At 61.5% G+C, this 21,783-nt stretch carries 16 protein-coding genes; 10 read left to right on the top strand and 6 right to left on the bottom strand.

Features of this window, described 5'->3' with window-relative positions:
* Nucleotides 1–53: 53 nt before the first annotated feature.
* The 4 genes from Q8O35_RS03375 to Q8O35_RS03360 form a co-directional block, all read right to left on the bottom strand.
* Nucleotides 54–986 (bottom strand): DUF362 domain-containing protein, encoded by a 933-nt coding sequence (locus tag Q8O35_RS03375; RefSeq protein WP_305570606.1) that lies wholly within the window; start codon nt 984–986, stop codon nt 54–56.
* A gap of 226 nt (nt 987–1,212) precedes the next feature.
* On the bottom strand, nt 1,213–1,581 hold the full coding sequence (locus Q8O35_RS03370; protein WP_305570603.1) for a hypothetical protein: 369 nt from the start codon (nt 1,579–1,581) through the stop codon (nt 1,213–1,215).
* A 2-nt stretch (nt 1,582–1,583) separates the two neighbouring features.
* Nucleotides 1,584–2,189, bottom strand: a complete 606-nt coding sequence (locus Q8O35_RS03365) for a hypothetical protein (RefSeq protein WP_305570601.1) — start codon at nt 2,187–2,189, stop codon at nt 1,584–1,586.
* A 66-nt stretch (nt 2,190–2,255) separates the two neighbouring features.
* Nucleotides 2,256–3,824 carry a glycosyltransferase family 9 protein gene (locus Q8O35_RS03360; RefSeq protein WP_305570599.1) on the bottom strand — a complete coding sequence of 523 codons (1,569 nt, stop codon included), beginning with the start codon at nt 3,822–3,824 and terminating at the stop codon, nt 2,256–2,258.
* Nucleotides 3,825–4,147: 323 nt separating this feature from the next.
* Between Q8O35_RS03360 and Q8O35_RS03355 the strand changes: the two genes are divergently transcribed.
* From Q8O35_RS03355 to Q8O35_RS03315, 9 genes are all read left to right on the top strand, one after another.
* A complete protein-coding gene (locus Q8O35_RS03355) occupies nt 4,148–4,456 on the top strand; it encodes a DUF485 domain-containing protein (protein WP_305570597.1) in 309 nt (102 codons plus the stop codon).
* Complete coding sequence (locus tag Q8O35_RS03350) at nt 4,456–6,003, top strand: cation acetate symporter (protein ID WP_305570595.1); 1,548 nt, start codon at nt 4,456–4,458, stop codon at nt 6,001–6,003. The genes Q8O35_RS03355 and Q8O35_RS03350 overlap by 1 nt, the downstream gene beginning before the upstream one ends.
* An 86-nt stretch (nt 6,004–6,089) precedes the next feature.
* A complete protein-coding gene (locus tag Q8O35_RS03345) occupies nt 6,090–7,613 on the top strand; it encodes a putative nucleotidyltransferase substrate binding domain-containing protein (protein ID WP_305570592.1) in 1,524 nt (507 codons plus the stop codon).
* Nucleotides 7,614–7,725: 112 nt separating this feature from the next.
* Nucleotides 7,726–8,367, top strand: a complete 642-nt coding sequence (locus Q8O35_RS03340) for a hypothetical protein (RefSeq protein ID WP_305570589.1) — start codon at nt 7,726–7,728, stop codon at nt 8,365–8,367.
* An 80-nt stretch (nt 8,368–8,447) separates the two neighbouring features.
* A complete protein-coding gene (locus Q8O35_RS03335) occupies nt 8,448–9,389 on the top strand; it encodes a GGDEF domain-containing protein (RefSeq protein WP_305570587.1) in 942 nt (313 codons plus the stop codon).
* Between the two features lie 109 nt (nt 9,390–9,498).
* Complete coding sequence (locus tag Q8O35_RS03330; RefSeq protein WP_305570585.1) at nt 9,499–11,193, top strand: YcaO-like family protein; 1,695 nt, start codon at nt 9,499–9,501, stop codon at nt 11,191–11,193.
* A gap of 618 nt (nt 11,194–11,811) precedes the next feature.
* The gene (locus Q8O35_RS03325; protein ID WP_305570583.1) at nt 11,812–14,691 is read left to right on the top strand and encodes a DNA methyltransferase; all 2,880 of its coding nucleotides are present in this window, start codon (nt 11,812–11,814) and stop codon (nt 14,689–14,691) included.
* Nucleotides 14,692–15,066: 375 nt separating this feature from the next.
* Nucleotides 15,067–17,913 carry a class I SAM-dependent DNA methyltransferase gene (locus Q8O35_RS03320; RefSeq protein ID WP_305570581.1) on the top strand — a complete coding sequence of 949 codons (2,847 nt, stop codon included), beginning with the start codon at nt 15,067–15,069 and terminating at the stop codon, nt 17,911–17,913.
* On the top strand, nt 17,906–18,598 hold the full coding sequence (locus Q8O35_RS03315) for a hypothetical protein (RefSeq protein ID WP_305570579.1): 693 nt from the start codon (nt 17,906–17,908) through the stop codon (nt 18,596–18,598). The genes Q8O35_RS03320 and Q8O35_RS03315 overlap by 8 nt, the downstream gene beginning before the upstream one ends.
* A 259-nt stretch (nt 18,599–18,857) precedes the next feature.
* On the opposite strand, the gene Q8O35_RS03310 is transcribed toward Q8O35_RS03315, so the two are convergent.
* Complete coding sequence (locus Q8O35_RS03310) at nt 18,858–19,535, bottom strand: hypothetical protein (RefSeq protein WP_305570577.1); 678 nt, start codon at nt 19,533–19,535, stop codon at nt 18,858–18,860.
* A 409-nt stretch (nt 19,536–19,944) separates the two neighbouring features.
* Here Q8O35_RS03310 and Q8O35_RS03305 point away from each other — a divergent pair, with 409 nt between their 5' ends.
* Nucleotides 19,945–20,868, top strand: a complete 924-nt coding sequence (locus Q8O35_RS03305) for a hypothetical protein (protein WP_305570575.1) — start codon at nt 19,945–19,947, stop codon at nt 20,866–20,868.
* Nucleotides 20,869–20,903: 35 nt separating this feature from the next.
* Here Q8O35_RS03305 and Q8O35_RS03300 read toward each other — a convergent pair.
* A partial coding sequence (locus Q8O35_RS03300) for a hypothetical protein (protein WP_305570573.1) occupies nt 20,904–21,783 on the bottom strand: 880 nt, incomplete at its 5' end.

Here is a 21,783-nt window from a genome sequence, read left to right as displayed (position 1 = left end):
ACAGGATGCAAGGCCCGCAGCGCAACAACCCGGATCAGCGGCGCAGCCGCCGATCAGCCCAGCCGGTCCAGCAGGCTCTTCATCCTCCCGCGCACAAAGCGCAGGGGCTCAAAACGCATGGAATCAAGCACCGGCTGAATGACGAATCCGGAGGCATCGAAGGCCTGCGGCGCATCAAGCGGAAAGCTGGCGGCCAGCGGGTCTGCTCCGGGCAGGTCGCGCCGCAGCGCCTCGGCCCACAGAGGAACGGCCTCATGCCCCAGGCCAAGCAGCCGGAACAGCGCCACATCCAAGGCCAGGGGCGTGGCCGAGGCCCCAAGCAGCCCAAGATGGAAGCCCTCCCCATGCACAGGGCCGCCCCGGTGCATGGCCACGATTCCGTCCGCCACGCCCGCAACGGGCGGCAGGGCCGCAAACACGTCGAGGATCATGGACTCCATGGCCCCAGGCGTTTCGCCCAGGCGCATGTGGGCCAGGGCCTTGCGGCAGCCGCACACGCACCCAAAAAGATTCTTCACGCTGGCCGTGGCCCGGAACTGGCCGTGGGACTTGAGCCGCGCCAGGCTGACGATGCTGTCGGCCTCCAGCGCCGTGCGCGACACCCCGATGCTTCCGCCGCGGGAAAGGGCCAGGGGCGCGGGCCGGCCCAAGGTGGTCACGCGCAGGTCCAGCTGGCGCAAGGCGTTGTCGAGCCCGCAGGCCCGAGCCACGCGCTCCGCGCTGCCAAAGGCCGGGGAGTCGGCCACCCGCACAATGACTCCGACATCCAGCAACTGCGCGCACACGGCCCGCACGGCCTCGGGGTGGGTGCAGGACAAGCCCGCGTTCCCGCGGGACACGAGGTTCGGCTTCACCAGCACGCGCTGCCCGCGAGCGAAATGCAGGCCGCTCGCGCCGAAGAGGCGCTCCACAGCGCCTTGCAGCGCCTGGCGGTCGTAGGACTCCTGACGCAGCAGGGCCACGGGCATGGCGGATGATTCGGACATGTAGGCAGAGCGGTAGCGTGGAACAGGGTGCGGTGGCAAGGATTTGCAGGCAGAGCCCCGTCAGGAGCGGCGCTGGTGCTCACGGCTCACCACGCCGCAGCACTCCGAAAACTGTTGAACAGGGCATTATTGATCGAAGCCGGGAGGGCAAGATTTTACGGAGGCAGAGGAGAGTTCAGGCGCGCCAAGCGGTCCGCACATGGCGGACCGCTTGGGCCATGAAAAGTTAGCTGGTCTGACTGATGTAATGGCTCTGGATGCGCTGGGTGGGGCGCGAGGCGCGTCCGTAGCCCGCGTGGCGTTTCTGCTCCTGATCGGTGCGGCGCATCTGATCGCCCAAATCTTTGTGCAACCTGCCAGCCTCGTCGATGATCTTGGCCTGCAGGTCTTTGAGTTCCGTGAGCCTGTCCAGCAATTCGTCCAGGCTCTGGTTTGCGGGCGTCTCCAGACTCTCTTCCGAGAGCGCCTGGTTCAGCAGGGTGTCGCGTCCAAAGGCCAGGGCCTCGGCCTTGTCCACATCGCCTGCGGCCAGATGGGCCAGCTCTTGCCGCCCCAACTCAATGGCCTTGTCCAGCAGCTTGAACGCGGCATGCATGGCTACGCCTTCCCGGATGTCCGGACGTCCTCGCGCAGCAGCGCGACGACCTTCTTCCAACGGTTGACGGCAGGCAGAAACTCATATTCCAGCAGGTCGGCCAAAAGGATCCAGTCCTCATTCTCCAGCACGGAGGTCATTTCGGTGAACAGGCCGGAAAGCTGGTCGCTGGCCTCCAGAAACTCCTTGTGATCCTTCAGGGCGAACTCGCCGCGCAGCACGCTGACCATGCCTATGAAGTCGCGGGTGACATCCAGCAGATCCTGGTAGGTCTCCAAAGCATCAGCATCGTCGGCCTGACGGAACATCTCGGCCACGCGGGTGGCTCCCTCGCCCATGAGGGTCACGACCTTGTACAACTCGCGGGTGATCTCAACGGCGATCTCAGCCACACCCAAGGTGCGGATCTCCACGGTCTGCACATCGTTCAGATCAATGTCCTCGGCCTGATGCGGATAGATTTCGGAAAACGGCTTGTCGTTGACGAACACGTCCGTCACCACCCGGTCTTCGAGGGTGCCTTCTTCCATGACCTTGACGAAAATCTGGTCGAGGTTCTGAAAGCTCGACACTTCCATGTCCTGTTTCTGTCCATCGATAAGAATCATATCTTCCCCTCCTTGGGTGGTGCTTTTGTCCGGATGTAATTTCTTGGTGCGGCTCTTCGCAAACAGTTATGCAAACTCAGTGCCAAAAACTACGCAGCGGTGCATACCCTTCAGCAACACGGTGAATCGCCCCGCCAGGGCCAGAATCGCGGTCAAGTCCAACCCAGGGCGCTCTGCTTCAAATGTCCACAGGGCGGCAAGCAAGGCCAATTGCTCTTGGGCTTCAAGACTGCCCCGCACCCGTTGCCAGGTTGCCAGAAACTTGGTCTTCACGCTGGGCACAGGGTCGCGCGCCAGGAGCTCGCCCTGCCGAGCCAGCAGATTCAATAGGGTGAGAGCCTCTCCAAGGGACCGCGACAGGCTCTCCGTGGTCTCCGCAGACAGCCCGGCGGGTTCTGCGACAACGGGTGATTCCTCACCGTCAAGATATGGACGATACAGCCTGCGCTGCAGCCGGATGAACCGGGTGCGGTCCATCGCCTCGTGGCCGGACAAACTTTCGAGGTCCAACAGGCCTTCTGCCCCCATCACCGTTCGCCAGACCCGCGCGCCGGGCACGCGCACGGCGTCGGCCTTGCCTCCAGCCAGCATGTCCGCCGCCAAGGCCAGCACACCTGCTGACTTGATGGCCCTGCGGCAGGAGTGCCCTTCGCCGCAGTCTGCACCAAAGGCGCAAGGATGACAGGCCTGGTCCGGCTCCAGACTGATGCTGCCGGGCAGGTACGGGCCGGTGTCCCAAGGTTGGGCCGTGCACAGAAAAATCGCCAGGCAAGGCACGTTCAAACCCGCAGCCAGGTGCATGGTTCCGGTGTCGTTGGTGATGATGAGACCGCAGGCGCTCAGGGTTGCCGCGAGCTCGCGCAGATTCGTCGCGCCCAGAAGGTCTGCCACGGGCGCGCCGCAGAGGGCCTTCAGCCGTTCAGCCAGGGGCTTCTCCGATTCCGTGCCCACCAGCACCGGAGCATAGCCCGCCTGGGCAAGGCCGCGCGCAACTTCAGCGAAATGCTCAACAGGCCAGCGCCTGCGGTCCTCGCTTGCGCCCAGTTGCAGGGCCACAAAGCCTCGGGCTGGGGCGGTGGGCAGCAGGGCCAGCAACCGCTGCCGCGCATCCTGTTTCTCCTCGTCCGAGGCACCGCGCAGTCCGTGGCCCGCAGGGGCTCCCTGCTGCCCACCGATGCGCCGGAAGAGATCCACGACATTGAAGGGGCTGGAGCCACGAGAGGTGGCGGCCAATTGCAGAAAAGCCGCCCACAGGCTCGTGTCGGCGTTGAAGCCAAACTCGTCCAGAGCGAAACCCAGGGTCTGCGGGGCCTGAAAGTTCATGGCCAGCAGCCGCGCAGGCTCGGAAGGCGTCAGATTGATGACGGCATCGGGCGCGAACTGGGTGCGTACGGCCTCAACAAGTTCGCGATGCACGCCAAGGGCGCTGTGCCAGTTGGCATCCAGCCGGGCCAAGAGGCGCGCTCCGGGCAATGGGAACACCTCCGAAACGTCGCGCATGAGGGCTGCGGCAGGCGCGAAGTTGTCCAGGCACACCAGCCCTACGCGGTGCCCCTGGGCCGCCAGACCTGTTATGGTCGGCTGGGACTGGAGCAGATCGCCCAGCCGGGTGAGGTTCAACACAAGGACATTCATAGGCGCTCCGGCAGATGTTTCTTCCGCCAAGCGGAAGCAAGAAGCCTGCCGATGGAGCAAAACAAGCAGGGGGGTGCTCATTACGCACCGTTCACCGCCTTGCGGGGGGCTCGCCGACCACTTGCCTGCGGCGAACGGCGAGATATGACGGGTGAGTGTTCAACCGGCTAAAATGATTGCTCACCGCCACAGAGCAGCCGTTTGGCGAAAGAAGCTGTCGCAGGCTGCAAATTCTGCTACTGCTGAATCTCAAAGAAGGCGCCGCCGCCGCCCGGGCAGGCCGGGAGCGGTTCCACGCCACAACGAGCAACAGGAGGAGCATCATGAAAAAAGACGCGCAGACAACCATCGACTCGCCCGAGTTCAAGGACCTGGTCGCAAAGAAGGGATCCGTCTCGGCAATACTGACGGTGATAATGCTGGGGGCGTATTTCGGCTTCATCCTGACCCTGGCCTTCGACAAGAGCCTGCTTTCAGGAATGCTGACGCCCGGCCTCTCCGTTGGAATTCCCGTGGGCCTGTTCGTCATCGTGCTGGCCTGGGCGCTCACCGGAGTCTACGTGTTCTGGGCCAACGACAAGTATGACAGCGCTGTGAACAAAATCCGCCAGGGACTCAAGAGGAGCGAATAATGGACCAGTTCACCACCACCATCGGACAGCCCAACCTCACGAGCATCCTGTTCTTCTTCGTGTTCATCTCCGTCACCATGGGCATCACCTACTTTGCGGCAAAACGCACCAAAACCACAGCGGAGTTCTACACCGCCGGCGGCGGCATCTCCGGCTTTCAGAACGGCCTGGCCCTGGCGGGCGACTACATGAGCGCGGCCAGCTTCCTGGGCATCGCCGGGCTCGTGTCCCTCAAGGGCTACGATGGCCTCATCTACTCCATCGGCTTTTTGGTGGGCTGGCCGCTCATCATGTTCCTCATCGCCGAACCCTTGCGCAACCTGGGCAAGTACACCTTCGCCGACGTGGTGGCCTACCGCCTGTCGCAGAAGCCCATCCGCATCGCGGCGTCCGTCGGCTCGCTCATGACCGTGTGCTTCTACCTCATCGCGCAGATGGTGGGTTCCGGCTCGCTCATCAAGATGATGTTCGGCCTGCCCTATGAGGTCGCCATCGTATTCGTGGGCGCGGTGATGATCGCTTACGTGCTCTTCGGCGGCATGCTCGCCACCACCTGGGTGCAGATCATCAAGGCCGTGCTCCTTTTGGGCGGGGCCACGGCCCTCGTGATCATGGTCCTCATGCAGTTCGACATGAACCCCGTGAAGCTCTTCGCCGCGGCCCAGGCCAAGTACGGCGACAAGGTGCTGGCTCCCGGCGGCCTGGTGTCCAATCCCTGGGACGCCGTCTCCCTTGGCCTCGCCCTCATGTTCGGCACAGCCGGACTCCCGCACATCCTCATGCGCTTCTACACCGTGCCCGACGCCAAGGCCGCGCGTAAGAGCGTGTTCGTGGCCACCGGCTTCATCGCCTTCTTCTACATCCTCACCTTCATCATCGGCTTCGGCGCCATGGTGCTCGTGGGCCAGGACGTCATCACGGGCATCGACAAGGGCGGCAACATGGCGGCCCTGCTTCTGGCCGAGGTGACCGGCGGCACCATGTTCCTGGGCTTCATCGCCGCCGTGGCCTTCGCCACCATCCTGGCCGTGGTGGCCGGGTTGACCCTGGCCGGAGCCACCACCCTGTCCCACGACCTCTATGTGAACGTGTTCCGCAGCGGCAAGGCCAACGAATTGGAAGAGGTGCGCGTGGCCAAGGCCGCCACCCTGGCCCTTGGTGTGGTGGCCGTGGCCTTGGGCCTGGCCTTCAAGGGCCAGAACGTGGCCTTCATGGTGGGGCTGGCCTTCGCCATCGCCGCTAGCGCCAACTTCCCGGCCCTGCTCCTGTCCATCACCTGGCGCAAGTTCAGCACCTTCGGGGCCGTGTGCTCAATCGTGACGGGAACAACTCTGGCCGTAGTGCTCATCATCTTCAGCCCCACGGTGTGGGTGGACATCCTGAAGAACCCCATGGCCGTGTTCCCGCTCAAGAATCCGGCGCTCATCTCCATCGCCGGAGCCTTCCTGGCTGGGTACATCGGTTCGCTCATCAAGGGTGACGCGGACGCCGAAGCGCGCTATGCCGAGCAGAAGGTCCGCAACTACCTGGGCGTGAACGTGGAATAACGCCGCCCTCGCTCCAGACGACAGCTCCCCCCGCCCCGGCAACTTGTCAGGGCGGGGGGAGCCTCATGCCCATGAAGGAGTCGCCCATGCACGAACCAGACGCTTCCGGCGCGCCGCACCTGCCCGACCCCTTCCTGCGCCTCAAGGCGTCGGACGTCCCCACGGCAGCGCCGGTCTTCGTGAACGCTGGCGCAACAGTTGCCGAGGCCGCGAGAGCCATGGCCATGGCCGGGGCCACCGCAGCCCTGGTGCGGCCCGAGTTGAAGCATCACACGGCGGACCTGGGCATCCTCACCGAGCGCGACGTGCTGGTGCGCGTGGTGGCCGCAGGGCTCGACGCCGCAAATCTGCCCGTGACGCGCATCATGTCCCACCCGCTCATCACCGTGCGTCCCGGCGATCTGCTCATTGAGGCGTTCTCGCGCATGGTGCGACACGGGGTGCGTCGTCTGGTGCTTCTGGACGAGTCCGGCGCACCCGTGGGGCTGCTGGGCGAAGGCGACATGCTGGCGGCCCGAGGCGAAAGCCCCTTGGCCCTTGCGGCAGAGATCAACGCGGCCTCAAGCGAGGCCGCCCTGGCCCGCGCTTTTCAGCGTCTTCAGCGCCTTGCGGCACGTTCCGTGGCCGAGGGCATCGGCTCCAGTGCCGTGGGCAGGCTCATCAGCGAGATGCACGACCGCATCATGTCCCAGGCCTGGGGTCTGGCTCTGGCGCAGGCCACGGCGGAACACGGGCCAGCCCCGGCCTCCCATGCGGTGTTCTTACTGGGCAGCCAGGCCCGGCGCGAGCAATATCTGGCCACGGACCAGGACCTTGCGCTGGTCTTCGCCGGGGGCGACCCGAAGTCGGAAGCCTGGTTCGCCGCCCTGGGCGAAGGGCTCACGCGCATTCTGCTGAACCTGGGTTTTCCCCCCTGTCCCCGGCGCATCATGCTCGACAACCCGAACTGGCGGCGCAGTCTGGACTCATGGATGGATTTGGCCGACAACATTGCTGACAGGCCCGACGCCGAAGGCGTGGTCACGGCCTCGCTGCTTTCCGACCTGCGCCCCCTGCCTGCGCCGCCTGGTCAGGGAGGCCAATCCGGCAGCGCAGCGGACCCGGACCTGGCCCATGGCCTGGGCCTGGGCATGGCCGCGCGCTTCAGGGGCAGCGCGCTCCTGCTCAAGTGCATGGCGCGGGAGGCCGTGCGCTTTGCCCCGCCCCTGGGGCTGTTCGGGGGCTTCAGCCTCAAGAAGGACGCCGAGGGGCGCGGCAGCGTTGATTTGAAGCGCGGCGGCGTGTTTCCCATCACTCAGGGCGCCAAGGTGCTGGCGCTGGAGCACGGCCTGCACGAGACCGGCACTCAGGAGCGCTTGCAGGCCCTTGCCCGTGCGGGAACTCTTGACCGGCAGCAGGCCGAGGGGCTGTGCGAGGCCAATGCCTTTCTGCAAACCCTGCGCATGCGCGCCCAGGCCGAGGCCATAGGCCGGGGCGAGACCCCTGACAACGCCATCCGGCCAGAAGAACTGGGCAAGCTTGATGGTGAACGCCTGAGAGGCGCCTTCAAGCTGGTGGCCGATTTCCAGGGCATGCTTTCCGGAGCCTATGCCCTGCACCTGATGGGCTAGACCACCTTGGTCAGGGCGCGCAGCCCCAGCAAACGGCACAAGCAGCTTGGGGAAAGAATCGAAACCACATCCGGCCCTTGCCATTTCCCCTGGCATTGCCTACCTGTGGCGCATGGACCTGCGCGAAGCCCTGCCCATCCTCTTCTGCTCCACACCCAAGGCCAAGGTCATGGCCTACCTGCTCACGCTCATTCTCATAACGCTCTTCGCCGGGGGCCTGCACGGCTTCGCCTTCCTGCTCATCCCCCTCGGCCTGGACGTCTACGGGGCTTTCTTGGTTAAGGACAACCACAAGGCATTTCAGGAAGACGTGCTGGAAAACCTGGAGAAGGAATGCCTGCGCGCCTGCGGCATCGACAAGTCCCAGCCCAACTATCCCTTCTACGAAATCGGCGGGGCCATCCCCCACTGGATGCTCAAGGAGCACAAGGACGAAGTGCGCTACACCATGATGGCCCCAAAGGACGACTTCGTGGTCATCGCGGGACGCAAGGGGAGCATCTTTCCACTCAAGTCGTACTTCCCGGTGGCCTACCAGACAGAGGACACGGGCACCCGCGATGTGTACTACTCAGACATCAGCGCCGTGGAGCTCTCTGGCAAAACGCTCATCATGACCACCGCCGCAGGCGACACGGTCTCCTACGCGGGTCAAGGCGACAAAGCCGCCCAGGCCGTCGAGCACATCCGAAAGCGCCTGCGCGAGTTCAAATCCCGCCGCCCCGCCACTTCGGCGCAACAGGAACAATCTTAAAGTTCAGCCAACTTGCGCAGCCGCCCTCGAACTGCTATGCGTAGGAAGCTAAAGCCTCACTCGTAACGAGGAGCCAAGTCATGGACCCGCGCGATCATCTCCCCCCCCTACGCCTGAAAGGCCTGGGAGTGTTGGGGCTTTTGCGCCTGTACAGCGCGCTTTTGCTGCTGTTGCCCATACTGCCCCTGCTGCTCTACTGGCTGGCCACAAGCCTCAATGCCCTGCCCATCAGTCTCGAATGGCTTCTGATCGTCAGCATGGCGCTGGCCCTTGTATTCTCAGCCTTCCTGGGACACGCCATCGCCCGCACCATCCTCGATCCCTTGAAGCTCCTGGTGCAGGGCGCGCAGAAAATTCAGGACGGCGAGTACGGCCACATCATCGATCCCGCCGCCACTCTGGACGCACCCACGGAATTCAAGCAGCTGGTGCGGGCCTTCAACCGCATGTCCGCCACGGTGCTCGACCACATTGAAACCATACAGACAACCTCACGCACGGACCAGCTTACCGGCATGAGCAACCGCCGCCACCTCATGGCCGAGGGCTACCGCATCCTGAGCGTCGCCTTGCGCGGCGGCAAGCCCTGCTCCAGCCTGATGATCGACATCGACCACTTCAAGAACGTGAACGACACCCATGGCCACCCCGTAGGCGACAAGTTCCTCATCCACATCGCCGGGTGCATCGCCTCGGCCATCCGCGAATCGGACATGGCTGCGCGCTACGGCGGCGAGGAATTCGTCGTGCTGGCCCCCAACGCCTCCCTGACGGAGGCCCGCACCCTGGCCGAGCGCATCCGCGAGACAGTGACCTCCACGCCGCTCAAGCTGGGCGACATCGTGCTGAACAATACCGTCAGCATCGGCGTGGCGGAGTACGCAGCCGAGCCGCAGTTCGGCGCCAGCATCCTTGAGGACATGATCGAGAAGGCCGACAAGGCCCTGTACCGGGCCAAGCAGTGCGGCCGCAACCGTGTGGAGTCCTGGCCCTTCCCCGACGGCCCGCCCGACTGCCCCTGATTATCCGCCCCACTCCTTGCGCCCGGCGCCCTGTCGGCCTAGAGTCACCGTGCAGGCATGGATACCGCCATTTTTTGCCTAAACTGAACCCAATCCCTTTGGAGCCCCCATGCGCTACGAACTCCGCCTCATGGACACTCTTTCCGGCGTCGGTTGTTTTGCCGCCCACCCAGGCCCGAACCTGAGCTTTTCGGAGATGCTGGCCCATCTGCGCGAACACCCCCTCGACGACTTCATGCATCAGCATATGCTCTTTAAGCTGGGTGAGCACCGCACGAAGAAGGTGGAGAAGCTCATGGAGGAGGTGCAGAAGGACGGACAAATCACCGACCCCATCCTGGCCGCGCTGCTTTTCGAGGCCTGCCTGGGGCATGAGCGCTTCGCTCACCTCTTGCCGCGCATGGCCGCGCTGGACGCCCTGGAGCTGTCCCGCCACACCCCGGCGGTGCACATCCGCTCCCATCTCTTGTCTGATCAGCACCTGCACAACGCCTGGACCATGCGCATGCAAATGAACATTGTGGGCCACGAGGCCCTGCCAGCGCCGCAGGACATCGGCATCGACACGCCCTACGGCAAAGACGCGCTGCCCAAAGGCCCAGCGGTGACGGCCAAGGAAATCCGCCACCGACTGGCTGCAACCCTGCCCCCGGCCAAGGCCCGCCGCCCGGCACAGGAAACCTGCGCCCACGCCCTCAAGCAACTTGACGCCAAAAACGTTTTTCTTGGAAAAGAGATGGCCCACAAGGCCTCCCTCTCGCCTGTGGCGCTGCTGCGCATGTGGCTGGTGGAGCTTTCCGTCAAAAGCGGCGGCATGAACTACAGCCTGTCCGGCATGCAGACCAGCTACGGCCGAGGCCTGGACATGGATTCAGCCCGGGCCTCCTACAGCATGGAGGTGGCCGAGCGCGTGTCGTCTTATGCCAGCATGGGTTCGCGAGGCGTCATGGGTCTGGCCTACGATTGCCCCATCACCCGCGGCAGCCATGCCGAGGTCTCAGCCACAGGCCATGCCCTGGACCTCGACCGCGTGCGCTTCGAAGCGCCCTACGCCGGTCAGACCATCCACTGGATGCCCGCCCAGGAGCGTTGCGAAAACGGCCTGCGCCCCAGCCTGGTGCCGGTGCAGTTCGTGTATCTCTTCGCCAACTTGGAGGAACAGAGCCTGTTCAGCGCGCTTGGCTCCACCGGTCTGGCGTCTGGAAACACCATGACCGAGGCCAAGGTGCATGCCCTGGGCGAGGTCATTGAGCGCGACGCCGAGGCTGTGACGCCCTTCGACCTTTCGCGCTGCTTCCGCCTGGAGGCCAAGGACGAACGCGTGGCCAAGCTGCTGCACGACTATGAAGACTGCGACATGCACGTATGGTTCATGGACTGCACTTCGGAATTCGGAGTGCCCTGCTACAAGGCAATCGTCACCGGGCGCCACGGAGACGTGAACAAGGGCATGGGCGCCGGGCTTTCCGGGCCACGCGCAGCCATCTCGGCCATGACGGAGATCCCTTACCCCTTCCCCGGACCGGCCACGCAGAAGGCCCCGGAAGGCTTGCCCGTGCGCAAGCTTGAGGATCTGCCCGACCATGCCACCGGCAGCGCCGAGGGCGACCTCATGGTGCTGGAGGAGACGCTTCTTGCCAATGGCTATCCGCCGACGTACGCGGACCTGACGCGCAGGGATCTGGGCATTCCTGCGGTGCGGGCCATCGTGCCAGGACTTGAGTGGGTGGCGGACTTTGACCGCTTTTCGCGCCTAGCGCCCCGCCTTTACGCAAACTATCTTCGCTCGTTCATAGCACATTAGGCATATTCCAGCCGGGTTCGCGTTGACGCTGGCCCGCCTCGGCATGTAGGACTGTGCCCGGTTGCCCGGGTGGCGAAACTGGTAGACGCAAGGGACTTAAAATCCCCATTTTTATACCTTTATTCGTGGGGTGTGTCAAGGACACACGCAAATAACACGCTGATTTTCAACAGATTTCCATGCAAATTCGCCAGAGCGAATGCCCCACGAGTGGCGGCTTCTTGACCCAAGATGCGGGCTACGACGCATACGGGGCCGACACCAAGCTGCACGGATCCATTTCGAGGCAACTCAGGGGTGCCCTGGCGTGGGAATATTGAACGAGGAAGGGGGCCGCGAGGCCCCATTTTTGCTGCCCGCCACTGCGACCATCATGCGCCCTTCTGCCAGAGCGGCCCCCCGTGTGCTGAGGCCCCTTCTGCCCTTCCCACAGGCGCTCGCTACGGCAAACGGAGCCGGGATTGATCTAGTCACCCGAATGAAAGCGAGGCCCACCAGAACAGCGTCCTGCCAGAGCTTCTGTTGCCTTGAAAACCCTTTCGATATACCAATCTCCAACATGTTTCGATCCTCGAAAGCCCGTTCTGGGCAAGGTCGCATTCTGTCTGGAGGGCACTGGTGAGCATCCGCGAAACGAAGCTGGAAGAATTCAACGCCTACGTCCAGTCGCTCAAGGGCGACGAAAAGGGCGAAGCCCAGGTGTTCTGCGACCGCCTGTTCCAAGCCTTCGGGCACGCCGGGTACCGGGAAGCCGGTGCCACGCTCGAACACCGTGTCCGTATCGGCAAGGGCACCAAATTCGCCGATTTGTTCTGGAAGGACACGATGCTTCTGGAGATGAAGAAGCGTGGCGCCGTGCTGGAGCGCCACTATCGCCAGGCCTTCGAATACTGGCAGTACCTCGTCCCGAACCGCCCCCGCTACGTCGTGCTCTGCAACTTCGACGAGTTCCTGATCTACGACTTCAACACGCAGCTCGATTCGCCCGTGGACCGGGTGTCTTTGGCGGATCTGCCGCGGCGCTACAGAGCGTTCAGTTTCCTGCTCCCGCAACCGACCGAGCCGCAGTTCCAGAACAACCTCGTGTCCGTCACGCGGGATGCAGCCGACAAGGTAGCCAAAGCTTACAGGGCCATCAAGACGCGCACGCAGGACCAGAAGCTGTCCCAGCACTTCGTGCTCCAGTGTGTTTTCGCCATGTTCGCGGAGGACTTTGACCTGCTGCCAAAGGGGCTGTTCTCGGAGTTGCTCCAAGAATGCGTCGGCGGGAAGAGTTCCTATGACCTCATCGGTGGGCTGTTCAGGCAGATGAACACCCCGGAACGCGCCAAAGGCGGACGGTTTCAAGAGGTCGACTACTTCAATGGCGGGCTGTTCGCCGATGTCCGACCGCTCGACCTGACCTCTGACGAGGCGCGCATGCTCCATGACGCAGCGCAGGAAGATTGGAGCCGCGTCCAGCCCATGATTTTCGGCTCTATTTTTCAGGAAAGCATGGATGGCGAAGAGCGGCACGCCTTCGGCGCGCACTTCACCAGCGAGTCCGACATCCAAAAGGTAGTGCTGCCGACCGTCGTCCGTCCGTGGCGCGAGCGCATCGCCAAGGCCAAGACGCGGAGGGAACTGTTGGCCCTGCGTGGCGAGTTGAGCGCCTACAGTGTACTCGACCCTGCCTGCGGGAGCGGCAATTTCCTCTATGTAGCCTACCGTGAACTGCGGCGAATCGAGCTGGAGCTTCTGGAAAAACTCGCCCGGGTGGACAAGCCCGAGAGCGTGCGCGAGTTCGCCCTGGCCTCGGCCGTGCGTGAGACGAACTTCTACGGCTTTGATAACCACGCCTTCGCCGTCGAACTGGCCAAGGTGACGATGATTCTGGCGAAGGAGCTCGCCCTGGTTGAATCCGGCGCATTCTTTCGCGGCCTCGGCATCAACGCTCCGGACTTGGGCGGCGCGCCCCTCCCGCTCGTCAACATGGACGAGAACATCGTCTGCGCCGACGCCCTGTTCAACCCTTGGCCCGAGGCCTCGGCCATCATCGGCAACCCGCCTTTTCAGTCCAAGAACAAGATGCAGCAAGAACTCGGCGCGGACTACGTCGGCAGGTTGCATGCCGCTTTCGGAGACCGCATCCCCGGCCGGGCCGACTACTGCGTCTACTGGTTCCACCGCGCCCACGACGAACTGCGGCCAGGCGGCCGGGCGGGTCTTGTGGGCACAAACACCATCCGCCAGAACTATTCCCGCGAAGGCGGGCTGGATCACATCGTGACACACGGCGGCACCATCACCGAGGCCGTTTCGACCCAGGTATGGAGCGGCGACGCCGTGGTGCATGTGTCCATCGTCAACTGGGTCAAGGGCGAGGCTGATGGTCCCATGAAGCTCGCCACGCAACTGGGCGACCAGACTGGAAGCCCGTGGAGAGTGGTCGACTTGCCGCGCATCAGCGCCGCACTTTCTGCCGACGCCGATGTCACAGGGGCCAAGGATCTAGCCGCGAACGCCCAGTCGAACGCGTGCTATCAGGGCCAGACGCACGGGCACAAAGGCTTTCTGCTCACGCGGACGGAGAAGGACACCCTGCTTCGCAGAGCGCCTCGGGAAGCCAAGGTGATTTTTCCGATGCTGATAGCGGAGGAGCTTCTCGGCGCTGCGCCGCCCGCTCCGAAACGCTGGGTCATCGACCTCTCTCCGCGTGACATCATGGAGGCCATGCGCTTCGAGCACTGCTTCGCCAGGCTACGCCAACTCGTCCTGCCCGACCGCGAACATGCGGCACAGGAGGAAAAAAAACGGAACGACGAAGCCAAGAAACAGAACCCGAAAGCAAAGGTGAACCTGCATCACGCCAAGTTTCTGGAACACTGGTGGCATCTCTCCTATCCCCGTAGGGAACTCATCGCGCGCCTGGATGCGCTGCCACGCTACATCGCTTGTGCCCGCGTGATGAAGCGCCCCATCTTCGAGTTTGTGAGCGCTCAGATTCACCCCAATGACGTTGTCATGTCCTTTGCCCTTGCCGACGACTACAGCTTCGGCATCCTGCAGTCCGGCCAGCACTGGGCCTGGCTCAAGGCGCGCTGCTCCACGCTCAAGGGCGACTTCCGGTACACCTCGGACACCGTGTTCAACTCCTTTCCGTGGCCCCAGGCGCCCAACCAGGGGCAAGCCCTCGCCGTGGTACAGGCCGGGCGCGAGTTGCGCGCCATGCGCAACAGCGCCATGCAGCGTATGGGATGCTCCCTGCGCGCGTTGTACCGCTCGCTCGACGTCGCAGGGAAGAACCTGCTCAAAGACGCCCACACGAAACTGGACGAGGCCGTGAGGCAAGCCTACGGTTTCACTGCCGGGGAGGATATGCTGGAGTCATTGCTGGCGATGAACTTGGCGCTAGCGGTTCGTGAAGCTGCCGGAGAGACAATCGTCGGCCCAGGTCTCCCGCCGGATGTCGGCGACTCGGCCCTGTTCATGTCCGAAGACTGCGTGCGCATGGACTGAAAGGCGTAGAATGCTGCGGACCTGCTCTCGCAGATTGAAAGAAGTTCCTTTGTTTCTCAAGGGCAGCAGAGCGCCCAGTGCCCACTCCGAGATGGTCGCGAGGAGCTCCCCCCGGCGGCGGCTGCCATGCTTGATCACCGACCACCACAGCGCAGGAAATGGGTTGAACGGAACGCCTCCAGTGGCCTTACAAGCTGACATTGTTATTAAAATACGGCATTCTTGACCGGATGCCTTTACAAACTGCACACCCTGTGACAAGGTGTCATGAATGGTCCTTACGTGGGTGCCTCATGCGGACGAGAGCCCCCAAGATTGACGTTCGACAGCGCCTAATCTGGAGCGTGCCTTGTTCCCCACAAGCAGAGAGTAGCTATGACCAAAATTCTCGCACAGCTACATCTCACGGCAGAAACCGCTCCACCCGGTCTTGAAAAGGTTTGCGCCTCACCTCCCGCCACTCTTGCGATTGACGAGCAAATAGCTCTGCGCCAAGCGTACGCTTTGTGCGACCGTATCGACTATGTCTTTTTCCGACGCTTTGCCGACGGCCGCTCGTCACAAGTCGCCGCCTACGTCATCGATGAGGCGGACTCGAAGTTTTCGTCCAACGACATCTGCGACCTTCATCACCGTCTGTGGTTGAGCGGGATGTCGCCATTGCTCTATGTGAGCTGGCAAGACCATGTCGATGTCCTGTCGTGCGCTTCAGGCGCCGCCGCCAAAAGCAAAGAGGACTGGAAGCCGAAACCGTTTGCAGCGATTTCCGACTCTAGGCGGATTTCAGCGGCGCTCGACGACCGCCCCGAGCGGTTTTCGGCTTACAGGCTCGCCGACGGGACGTTTTGGGAGGACGAGCGAAACGCCAAGCACGTCAAGCCCAACAAAGGGGCACACAAGGTCTTGATCGAGAAGGTCAAGGACGCTGACGAGAAGCTTGGCGGGGCAAACAACCCCATGGCTCGTCGACTTCTCCTGCTGACACTTCTTGTGAAATACCTTGAGGATCGCAAGGTCTTCCCTGCGGAGACCCAAAGCTGGTTCTCTTTGTTCCACCCAGGCGCGAAGTCGTTTCTGGATGTGCTGAAACAGGCGACCCCAGGTGACGTCGTTGTGATGTTCAAGGCCCTGGAAGAGAAATTCAACGGTGACATTTTCCTACTGCCGGAGGGTGGACAGACCCTAGACGAGCGGATGCTGCGCAAGCTCGCCGACGTCGTGCAGCCGAGGAGCGACGCCAGGGGACAGCTCTATTTCTGGGACATTTACTCATTTGAGTGCATCCCGGTCGAGGTGCTCAGCCACATTTACCAGCTTTTCGCTGAAGACGGCACAGGCTCTGTTTTCACTCCGCCGCTTCTCGTCAACCTGCTGCTCGACCAGGTCATGCCGTTGGACAGGCTGCAGGGGAACGAGACCTTTTTGGACCCAACGTGCGGCTCGGGCATATTCCTGGTCGCGGCTTTCCGGCGTCTCATTTATGCCCGCCTCGCCACGAACAACTGGGGCAAGCCAAACCCCGGCGACCTAAAGCAGCTGTTGGCGGATAGCATTTTCGGGATTGAGCTCCAGGAGGAGGCTGCCCATGTCGCGTCCTTCAGCCTGGCCTTGGCAATCTGCGACGCCTTGCAACCAGACATCATTTGGAAGGATCTGCGCTTCGACAAGTTGATGGATCGGAACCTGTTCGTCGGAGACTTCGCTAAACTGGCGGCGGCGGCAAAACGGCACACCAAAGGCTCGAATGGGTTTGATGTCATCGCCGGAAATCCGCCTTTTCAATCCAAGATCACTCCCGAAATGGCATTGGACTTGGCGGGCCGAAACGGCTCTGTCCCAGACCAGCAGATATCACACTACGTCCTTGAGGCATGCCTAAAATCGTGCCTCACCCCGTCCGGCCAACTCTGCATGATTCAACCAGCGGGGTTGTTGTATAACAATCAGACGGTTACGTTCCGGAACTCACTCTTCGCCTCGCACTTGGTTGATACGGTTTTGGATTTCGTCTCTATTCGTGGGCTGTTTCAAGGAGCTGACCCCAAAATCGTCGCAATCCATGCGAAGAACCATACGCCGAATTCAGGGCATGTGATCCGGCACTGGACATTCCGACGGACCTTCGCCACAAAAAACCAAATCAGCTTCGAGCTGGACCATTACGACCACCATAAAGTCCCACAAGGCATGGTCAAATTGTATCCGTGGGTATGGAGAGCAAACCTTCTAGGGGGCGGAAGGCTTTTCCATCTAGCCAAGCGTCTGAAGGAGATGCCTTCTCTCGGTGATACCATCTCTGCTAATGGGTGGAAAATTGGTGAAGGATATATTGCCGGCAAGGGAGGCAAGACCGAAGCGAAATGGCTCACGGGAAGGCCACTTCTACCGACTGCGGCCTTCAATAATGACACTATTTCACCAAACGCATTGCTGACAGTCGAGAGCGATGACGACAAGTATCATAGACCGCACAACGAAGCCCAGTTCTGTGGTCCATTAGTGTTGATTAAGGAACACGAAAAACTTCACTGCGCGTTCTGGGAAAGCGGACCGCTAGCATACCGGCATGAGATAATAGGTATTATTGACCCAGCCAAGCGTGCCCAGCGGCTCAAGGCCTTCCGGCTGCAGTTCTTAAAAAATAGGGAAGTTCTGCGTGCGTGCTGCTATTTGTTGAGCACACGCCTTTTTATTGCAAAGGCCACTGCGCTTTTGAAAGAAGACATTGTTAGTCTCCCTTGGCCACAGGATGGCGACTGGCAATTGGCCCCTTGGGAAACGGATTTGCTCAATGACCTTTGTTCATACATGGGCGACTATGTCCGCCTTGGGCAAGATTCGCCCCTCCTAAAATCCAAGGCCTCCACGGAAGACCTCCAGGCCTATTCCGAGACATTCTTGAAGCTGATGCGTCGGGGCTTCCCTCAGGCAAGTCTCGCCACTCAAGGGCAGGCGGAAGGCCTACGGCTTCAGGCATTCAGCCTCACCGGTGAAGCAACGGTCGACTGGCTGGCTGGGGATTGGGCGCAGCACCTCAAGAGTACGATTTTTAAACAATTCGGCATGGCGTTGAGCACCGTGCGGGTTGTGCGTTTTTTTGAAGCGGACATGGTAATCCTCATAAAGCCCGACCTCTTGCGCTACTGGATACGGTCTGCCGCCATTCGGGATGTCGACGGCATTCTCAAGGACATCATCGATGCGGACAATCAGGATGCATGAACCCAGCGTAAAGGCTGGGAATGCGCCCGCCAAACTGAAAAGCATCCTTGTCTCGAACGTCATGGATTTCGTGTTCGAGCACCTGGACGCCTGGCGTGACTCGAAGCGGGAGCCCTGTGTCGCAGAGAGCAAGCTCAATGAACAACTCTGCGTCCACCTGTCGTACAAAGCGCGGAACGATGGACTGTTCTTGTTCCACCATGAGCAATCACAGGCAGGTCAACGCCGTATCGACATCGCGGCAAAACCGGCGTCCGCCGCCATTCTCGCGTGCGGCTACGAATCCATGCACGACAGCATTACCGTGTTTGAAGCGAAGAGGCTGCCTGCGTCAACAAAGGCCCGCAGAGACGAGTATGTCACCGGATGTACGGCAACAAGCGGTGGCATTCAGCGATTTCGGTTGTGCCTGCACGGCCAGGAGCACGACACAGCAGGCATGATCGGCTATGTCCAAAAAGACGGGTTTGAATCAGTTCACAGCCACATCAACAGCAGTTTCGCACGAATCACAGGCTGCACTGATGGCCTTGAGTGGACTCAAGATGACAGCCTGAACCCGCTGGAAATCGACAAGATCTGCGGAAAGGCCCGCACGGAGTCAGCGCATTCGCGCTGCGACGGTACAACCATCCGCCTCCATCACCTGTGGATCGATATGAACCTGGGCCAGCCGCACGAATAACCCGCTATTGACGTATCCCCGCCTCCCTTCGTTGAAATCGCTTCCGCCTACGTCTTCACGCCCGCAGAAAGCTGAATCGCCTTGAAGAACGACCTCGGGGCTCGGGGCTGTGCCACAGACTGACGTTCTTTCGGGCATGAGGCTGACTTGGCGACTTGCTCAAGCCGTTCATTGCTGAAGAGGAATCGGCTCAACAAAAGGGGGGCCGTGGCTCCCTCTTTTGCTTGTGCCGTCTCGCTACGGCATGGGTATCAGACGGCTAGTCGTTGAAGCTGCTGCAAGAAGAGAACGAGTCGTCAGAGCTGCTGCTGGACCAGCTATCCTCGAAACTACTCGACGAGAGCGAGTCATCGTAGCCTGACGAGCTAGAGAAGCAGTCGTCGTCGTGATGCGTGGGGTCCATAGGCGTATCGTGGTATATGTTGCCCCCCAGGTGCGCACAGGACGGGTCCGTCATCCAGTCCGTATCCGAGCTGAAAGCAGATTCGTAGCTGCTAGTGGCGCTATCGCCTATCGTGCCGCTCGCCATCCAATCATCATCGCTAGAATGGCCGAGCGTGTCCGTGTTGTAGCTGTCGTCTATCGCGCTGCTGTCCGACCAATCGTCGCCGCTGGAAAGAAACGAGCTCTCATGCGTAGAGAGATTGCTACCGAAGAGGGCACCTGTGTGGTAGCTGTCGTCCGTGTCAGCGCTAACCGGCGCGTAAGCCACCGCATCCGAATCCTGGCCACGCTGACGCAGGAGCATTATAGCGATGAGGAGGGCGCCGCAAATGAGGATTCCGTCCATATTTTCTCCTTGTGCTTTGTGCGATTTTGGAATCAACCTATAGCACAAACTCGAAGAAGAGCCCAGGAAAAAGTGATCGTCTTCAGATAGTTGCGCGCCATCCCCCTGCGCGCCGACTAGCTGCCAGGAATCCGGCGCGATCGACAAGGTACTCCGCAGGATTCAACCGTCAAGCAAGGCGCGGCGTCGAGATTCCAACACCACTGTATCCAGCCGCTACGCCCCTTCACATCATCTTTGACCCGAGCCCCCGCCAGAGGCGAGGCATCTTCGACCGTCGCCCACAAGCGAGGAGCTGCACGAGCCAGCGGCGGACGGCAAGGCGCGGCGTAGCCGCCCCCGCCAGGGGTTGCCTTGCCGCGCGTCGTGCTTGTGCTACCTTCTCGGTAGCGAAGGTCTCGCTGAAGGAAACGAAAGAAATTTCTTCCCTACAGCACAGTGGTACGGTGCTGAAGTCAAGACTTCGAAATCGTCATTTCGCAAATTTTGATCTAGATTTTTAAGCGATAATTCGAGAGATCGTGGATCCTTTTGACCAGCAATAAAGGAGAAAACCATGGTCGAAGAAATCGCTCTCGTCACTCTCAAGAAACCTGTCGTGCTGCCGGGGCTGTCGCACCGAACCGGCAAGCCCTGCCGGACAGTGAACACCCGGCAAATCGTCGTGCGTCGGGAAGGCTACCAACTCGCCGTCGAAGGGTGCCTCGACCTCCGCGGCGCGCCGCATCGTACCGCGCTACGCATCATTATGCGTGTACAGCGCGGGCTTGTGCAGCACGCGGAGAGCCTGTCGCCAAGCCATGAGATAGTAGCGAGCTTGGCCAGTCTCCCCATCGGCATCGACATGAGCATGGCCAACGTACCAAGCGCCTACTACTCGCTCGCTTCCTTCGACGCCGTAGAGCTGATCGGCGGATGGGCCGATACCCAGGGCAACGTCACCGTGCAGATGAGGCCGGTGTGTGGCTTTCTGGCACCACGCGTTGACCCCGTAATCGCGCCGTGGCGGCAGCTCGGGCACCTATGGCCCAATGGCCAATTTGCGCGCCCGGGCGGTTCCGAGATCGTGTCCTTCGTGCGCAACGCCGGTGTGATCCTCGCAGGACTGCTCCCGGCTGCTGTAGTCTGCGAGACCGAGGAGCGCTTCACTTGCGCCTGGGGTACTGGCTGGAGACCGGAGCGTATCTCCGAAAGCGCGTTGAGCTTCGCTTCGAAGATAGCCGACCAGTACCGCCAAAGGAAGTTCGTCGACTTCACGCCAGACCTTGTGCGCGAAGCCGCCAAGAATATTCCTGTACGCCCTTTCGGGGCTGCGTGGGATAGCCGCTGCAAGCCGACAGCACCACGACAGACGTGGCGCAACGGCTACTCCCGTGCCGGGAAGCTCGTCGCAGCGGAGGATTGGACAGTGGCCCAGTTCTTCATTCGGACAGAAGCGCCAGGAGCGCCGAGGGTAAGCGAAAACGTCGTAGAACGCTAAAAAATGGGCGGGGGAAACCCCGCCCTCTCACTTGCTCACTTCTCTTCACTTTCTTTGGCCGTTTTCTCGCGCTTGCGTCTCTCAATCTCGGCACGAACGCGGCTCGGAAGCACGCCGGCAGCAAGCGACTCCTCAATCAGTCTGCCCTCATCCGCCTTGGCCAACACAACGGCGAGCATGTTAACATTTGACTGCTGCTCAATCATGCAATCTTTTGCTTCCACGAGGCGCTTTGCCCAAGCAGCGGCATTCGTGGCTTCCTTAAGGCGCTTCGTTGCTGCCGCCCAAAAGCGGATGCCCTGCTTCTTCTTTGTCCAGAGCGCGCTGCCAAGGATCGCCTCGACTTCGTCGGCAGGTCGATTGCTTAATGCCATCACCAGGTTGCGGCGCCCAGCAGCGTCCTGCCGATCTCCATACGAAACAGCCGAAGCCATGAGTCTGGAGACAACCTCTGGATCAACTTCACGCGGCATTTCGGCGGCAGTAGGTTGTACCAAGCCACCCGCCGGCATAAACTCAATCAGCCCACGGGCGACAGGCTTGCGCTCAAACACCACTCGGTCGCCTTGCACCTCGCCAGAAAATTGAGTTTCTGGATGGTGGAACGTCAGCTCCGCTATCGCTTCAGTGAGACTACTCTCGAGCGCTTCATCAAGCCCGACGCCGGCGGCATTGGCCAAGCTGAGGGCGTCAACAGAGCCAGTCCCATCCCTGGGCATGTCGCGCTGAATCTGTGCTGCGATGAAGGCTGCTGAACCGCTCATTCCCATAATGTTGCTCCTTTGGAAGTGATGCGAGCAGTACACACTTTCTCGCGGCAACAATGCAAGCGCCCGGAGGGGGGGGGTGGAAAAAATTGAAGTTGACCACTGAATCCATTCTACCCAAGCCCAAATCTGATGACTAATCGGCTCC

Source organism: Humidesulfovibrio sp. (genome assembly GCF_030689645.1).
Lineage (GTDB): Bacteria > Desulfobacterota > Desulfovibrionia > Desulfovibrionales > Desulfovibrionaceae > Humidesulfovibrio.
Note: the sequence above shows the minus strand (reverse complement) of the source record. Positions and strands in the feature narration are given on the sequence as shown.

Excerpts from the sequence above, each read along its gene's own strand:
- Q8O35_RS03375 (WP_305570606.1), bottom strand. The coding sequence starts at position 986 with ATGTCCGAATCATCCGCCATGCCCGTGGCCCTGCTGCGTCAGGAGTCC.
- Q8O35_RS03370 (WP_305570603.1), bottom strand. The coding sequence starts at position 1,581 with ATGCATGCCGCGTTCAAGCTGCTGGACAAGGCCATTGAGTTGGGGCGG.
- Q8O35_RS03365 (WP_305570601.1), bottom strand. The coding sequence starts at position 2,189 with ATGATTCTTATCGATGGACAGAAACAGGACATGGAAGTGTCGAGCTTT.
- Q8O35_RS03360 (WP_305570599.1), bottom strand. The coding sequence starts at position 3,824 with ATGAATGTCCTTGTGTTGAACCTCACCCGGCTGGGCGATCTGCTCCAG.
- Q8O35_RS03355 (WP_305570597.1), top strand. The coding sequence starts at position 4,148 with ATGAAAAAAGACGCGCAGACAACCATCGACTCGCCCGAGTTCAAGGAC.
- Q8O35_RS03350 (WP_305570595.1), top strand. The coding sequence starts at position 4,456 with ATGGACCAGTTCACCACCACCATCGGACAGCCCAACCTCACGAGCATC.
- Q8O35_RS03345 (WP_305570592.1), top strand. The coding sequence starts at position 6,090 with ATGCACGAACCAGACGCTTCCGGCGCGCCGCACCTGCCCGACCCCTTC.
- Q8O35_RS03340 (WP_305570589.1), top strand. The coding sequence starts at position 7,726 with ATGGACCTGCGCGAAGCCCTGCCCATCCTCTTCTGCTCCACACCCAAG.
- Q8O35_RS03335 (WP_305570587.1), top strand. The coding sequence starts at position 8,448 with ATGGACCCGCGCGATCATCTCCCCCCCCTACGCCTGAAAGGCCTGGGA.
- Q8O35_RS03330 (WP_305570585.1), top strand. The coding sequence starts at position 9,499 with ATGCGCTACGAACTCCGCCTCATGGACACTCTTTCCGGCGTCGGTTGT.
- Q8O35_RS03320 (WP_305570581.1), top strand. The coding sequence starts at position 15,067 with ATGACCAAAATTCTCGCACAGCTACATCTCACGGCAGAAACCGCTCCA.
- Q8O35_RS03315 (WP_305570579.1), top strand. The coding sequence starts at position 17,906 with ATGCATGAACCCAGCGTAAAGGCTGGGAATGCGCCCGCCAAACTGAAA.
- Q8O35_RS03305 (WP_305570575.1), top strand. The coding sequence starts at position 19,945 with ATGGTCGAAGAAATCGCTCTCGTCACTCTCAAGAAACCTGTCGTGCTG.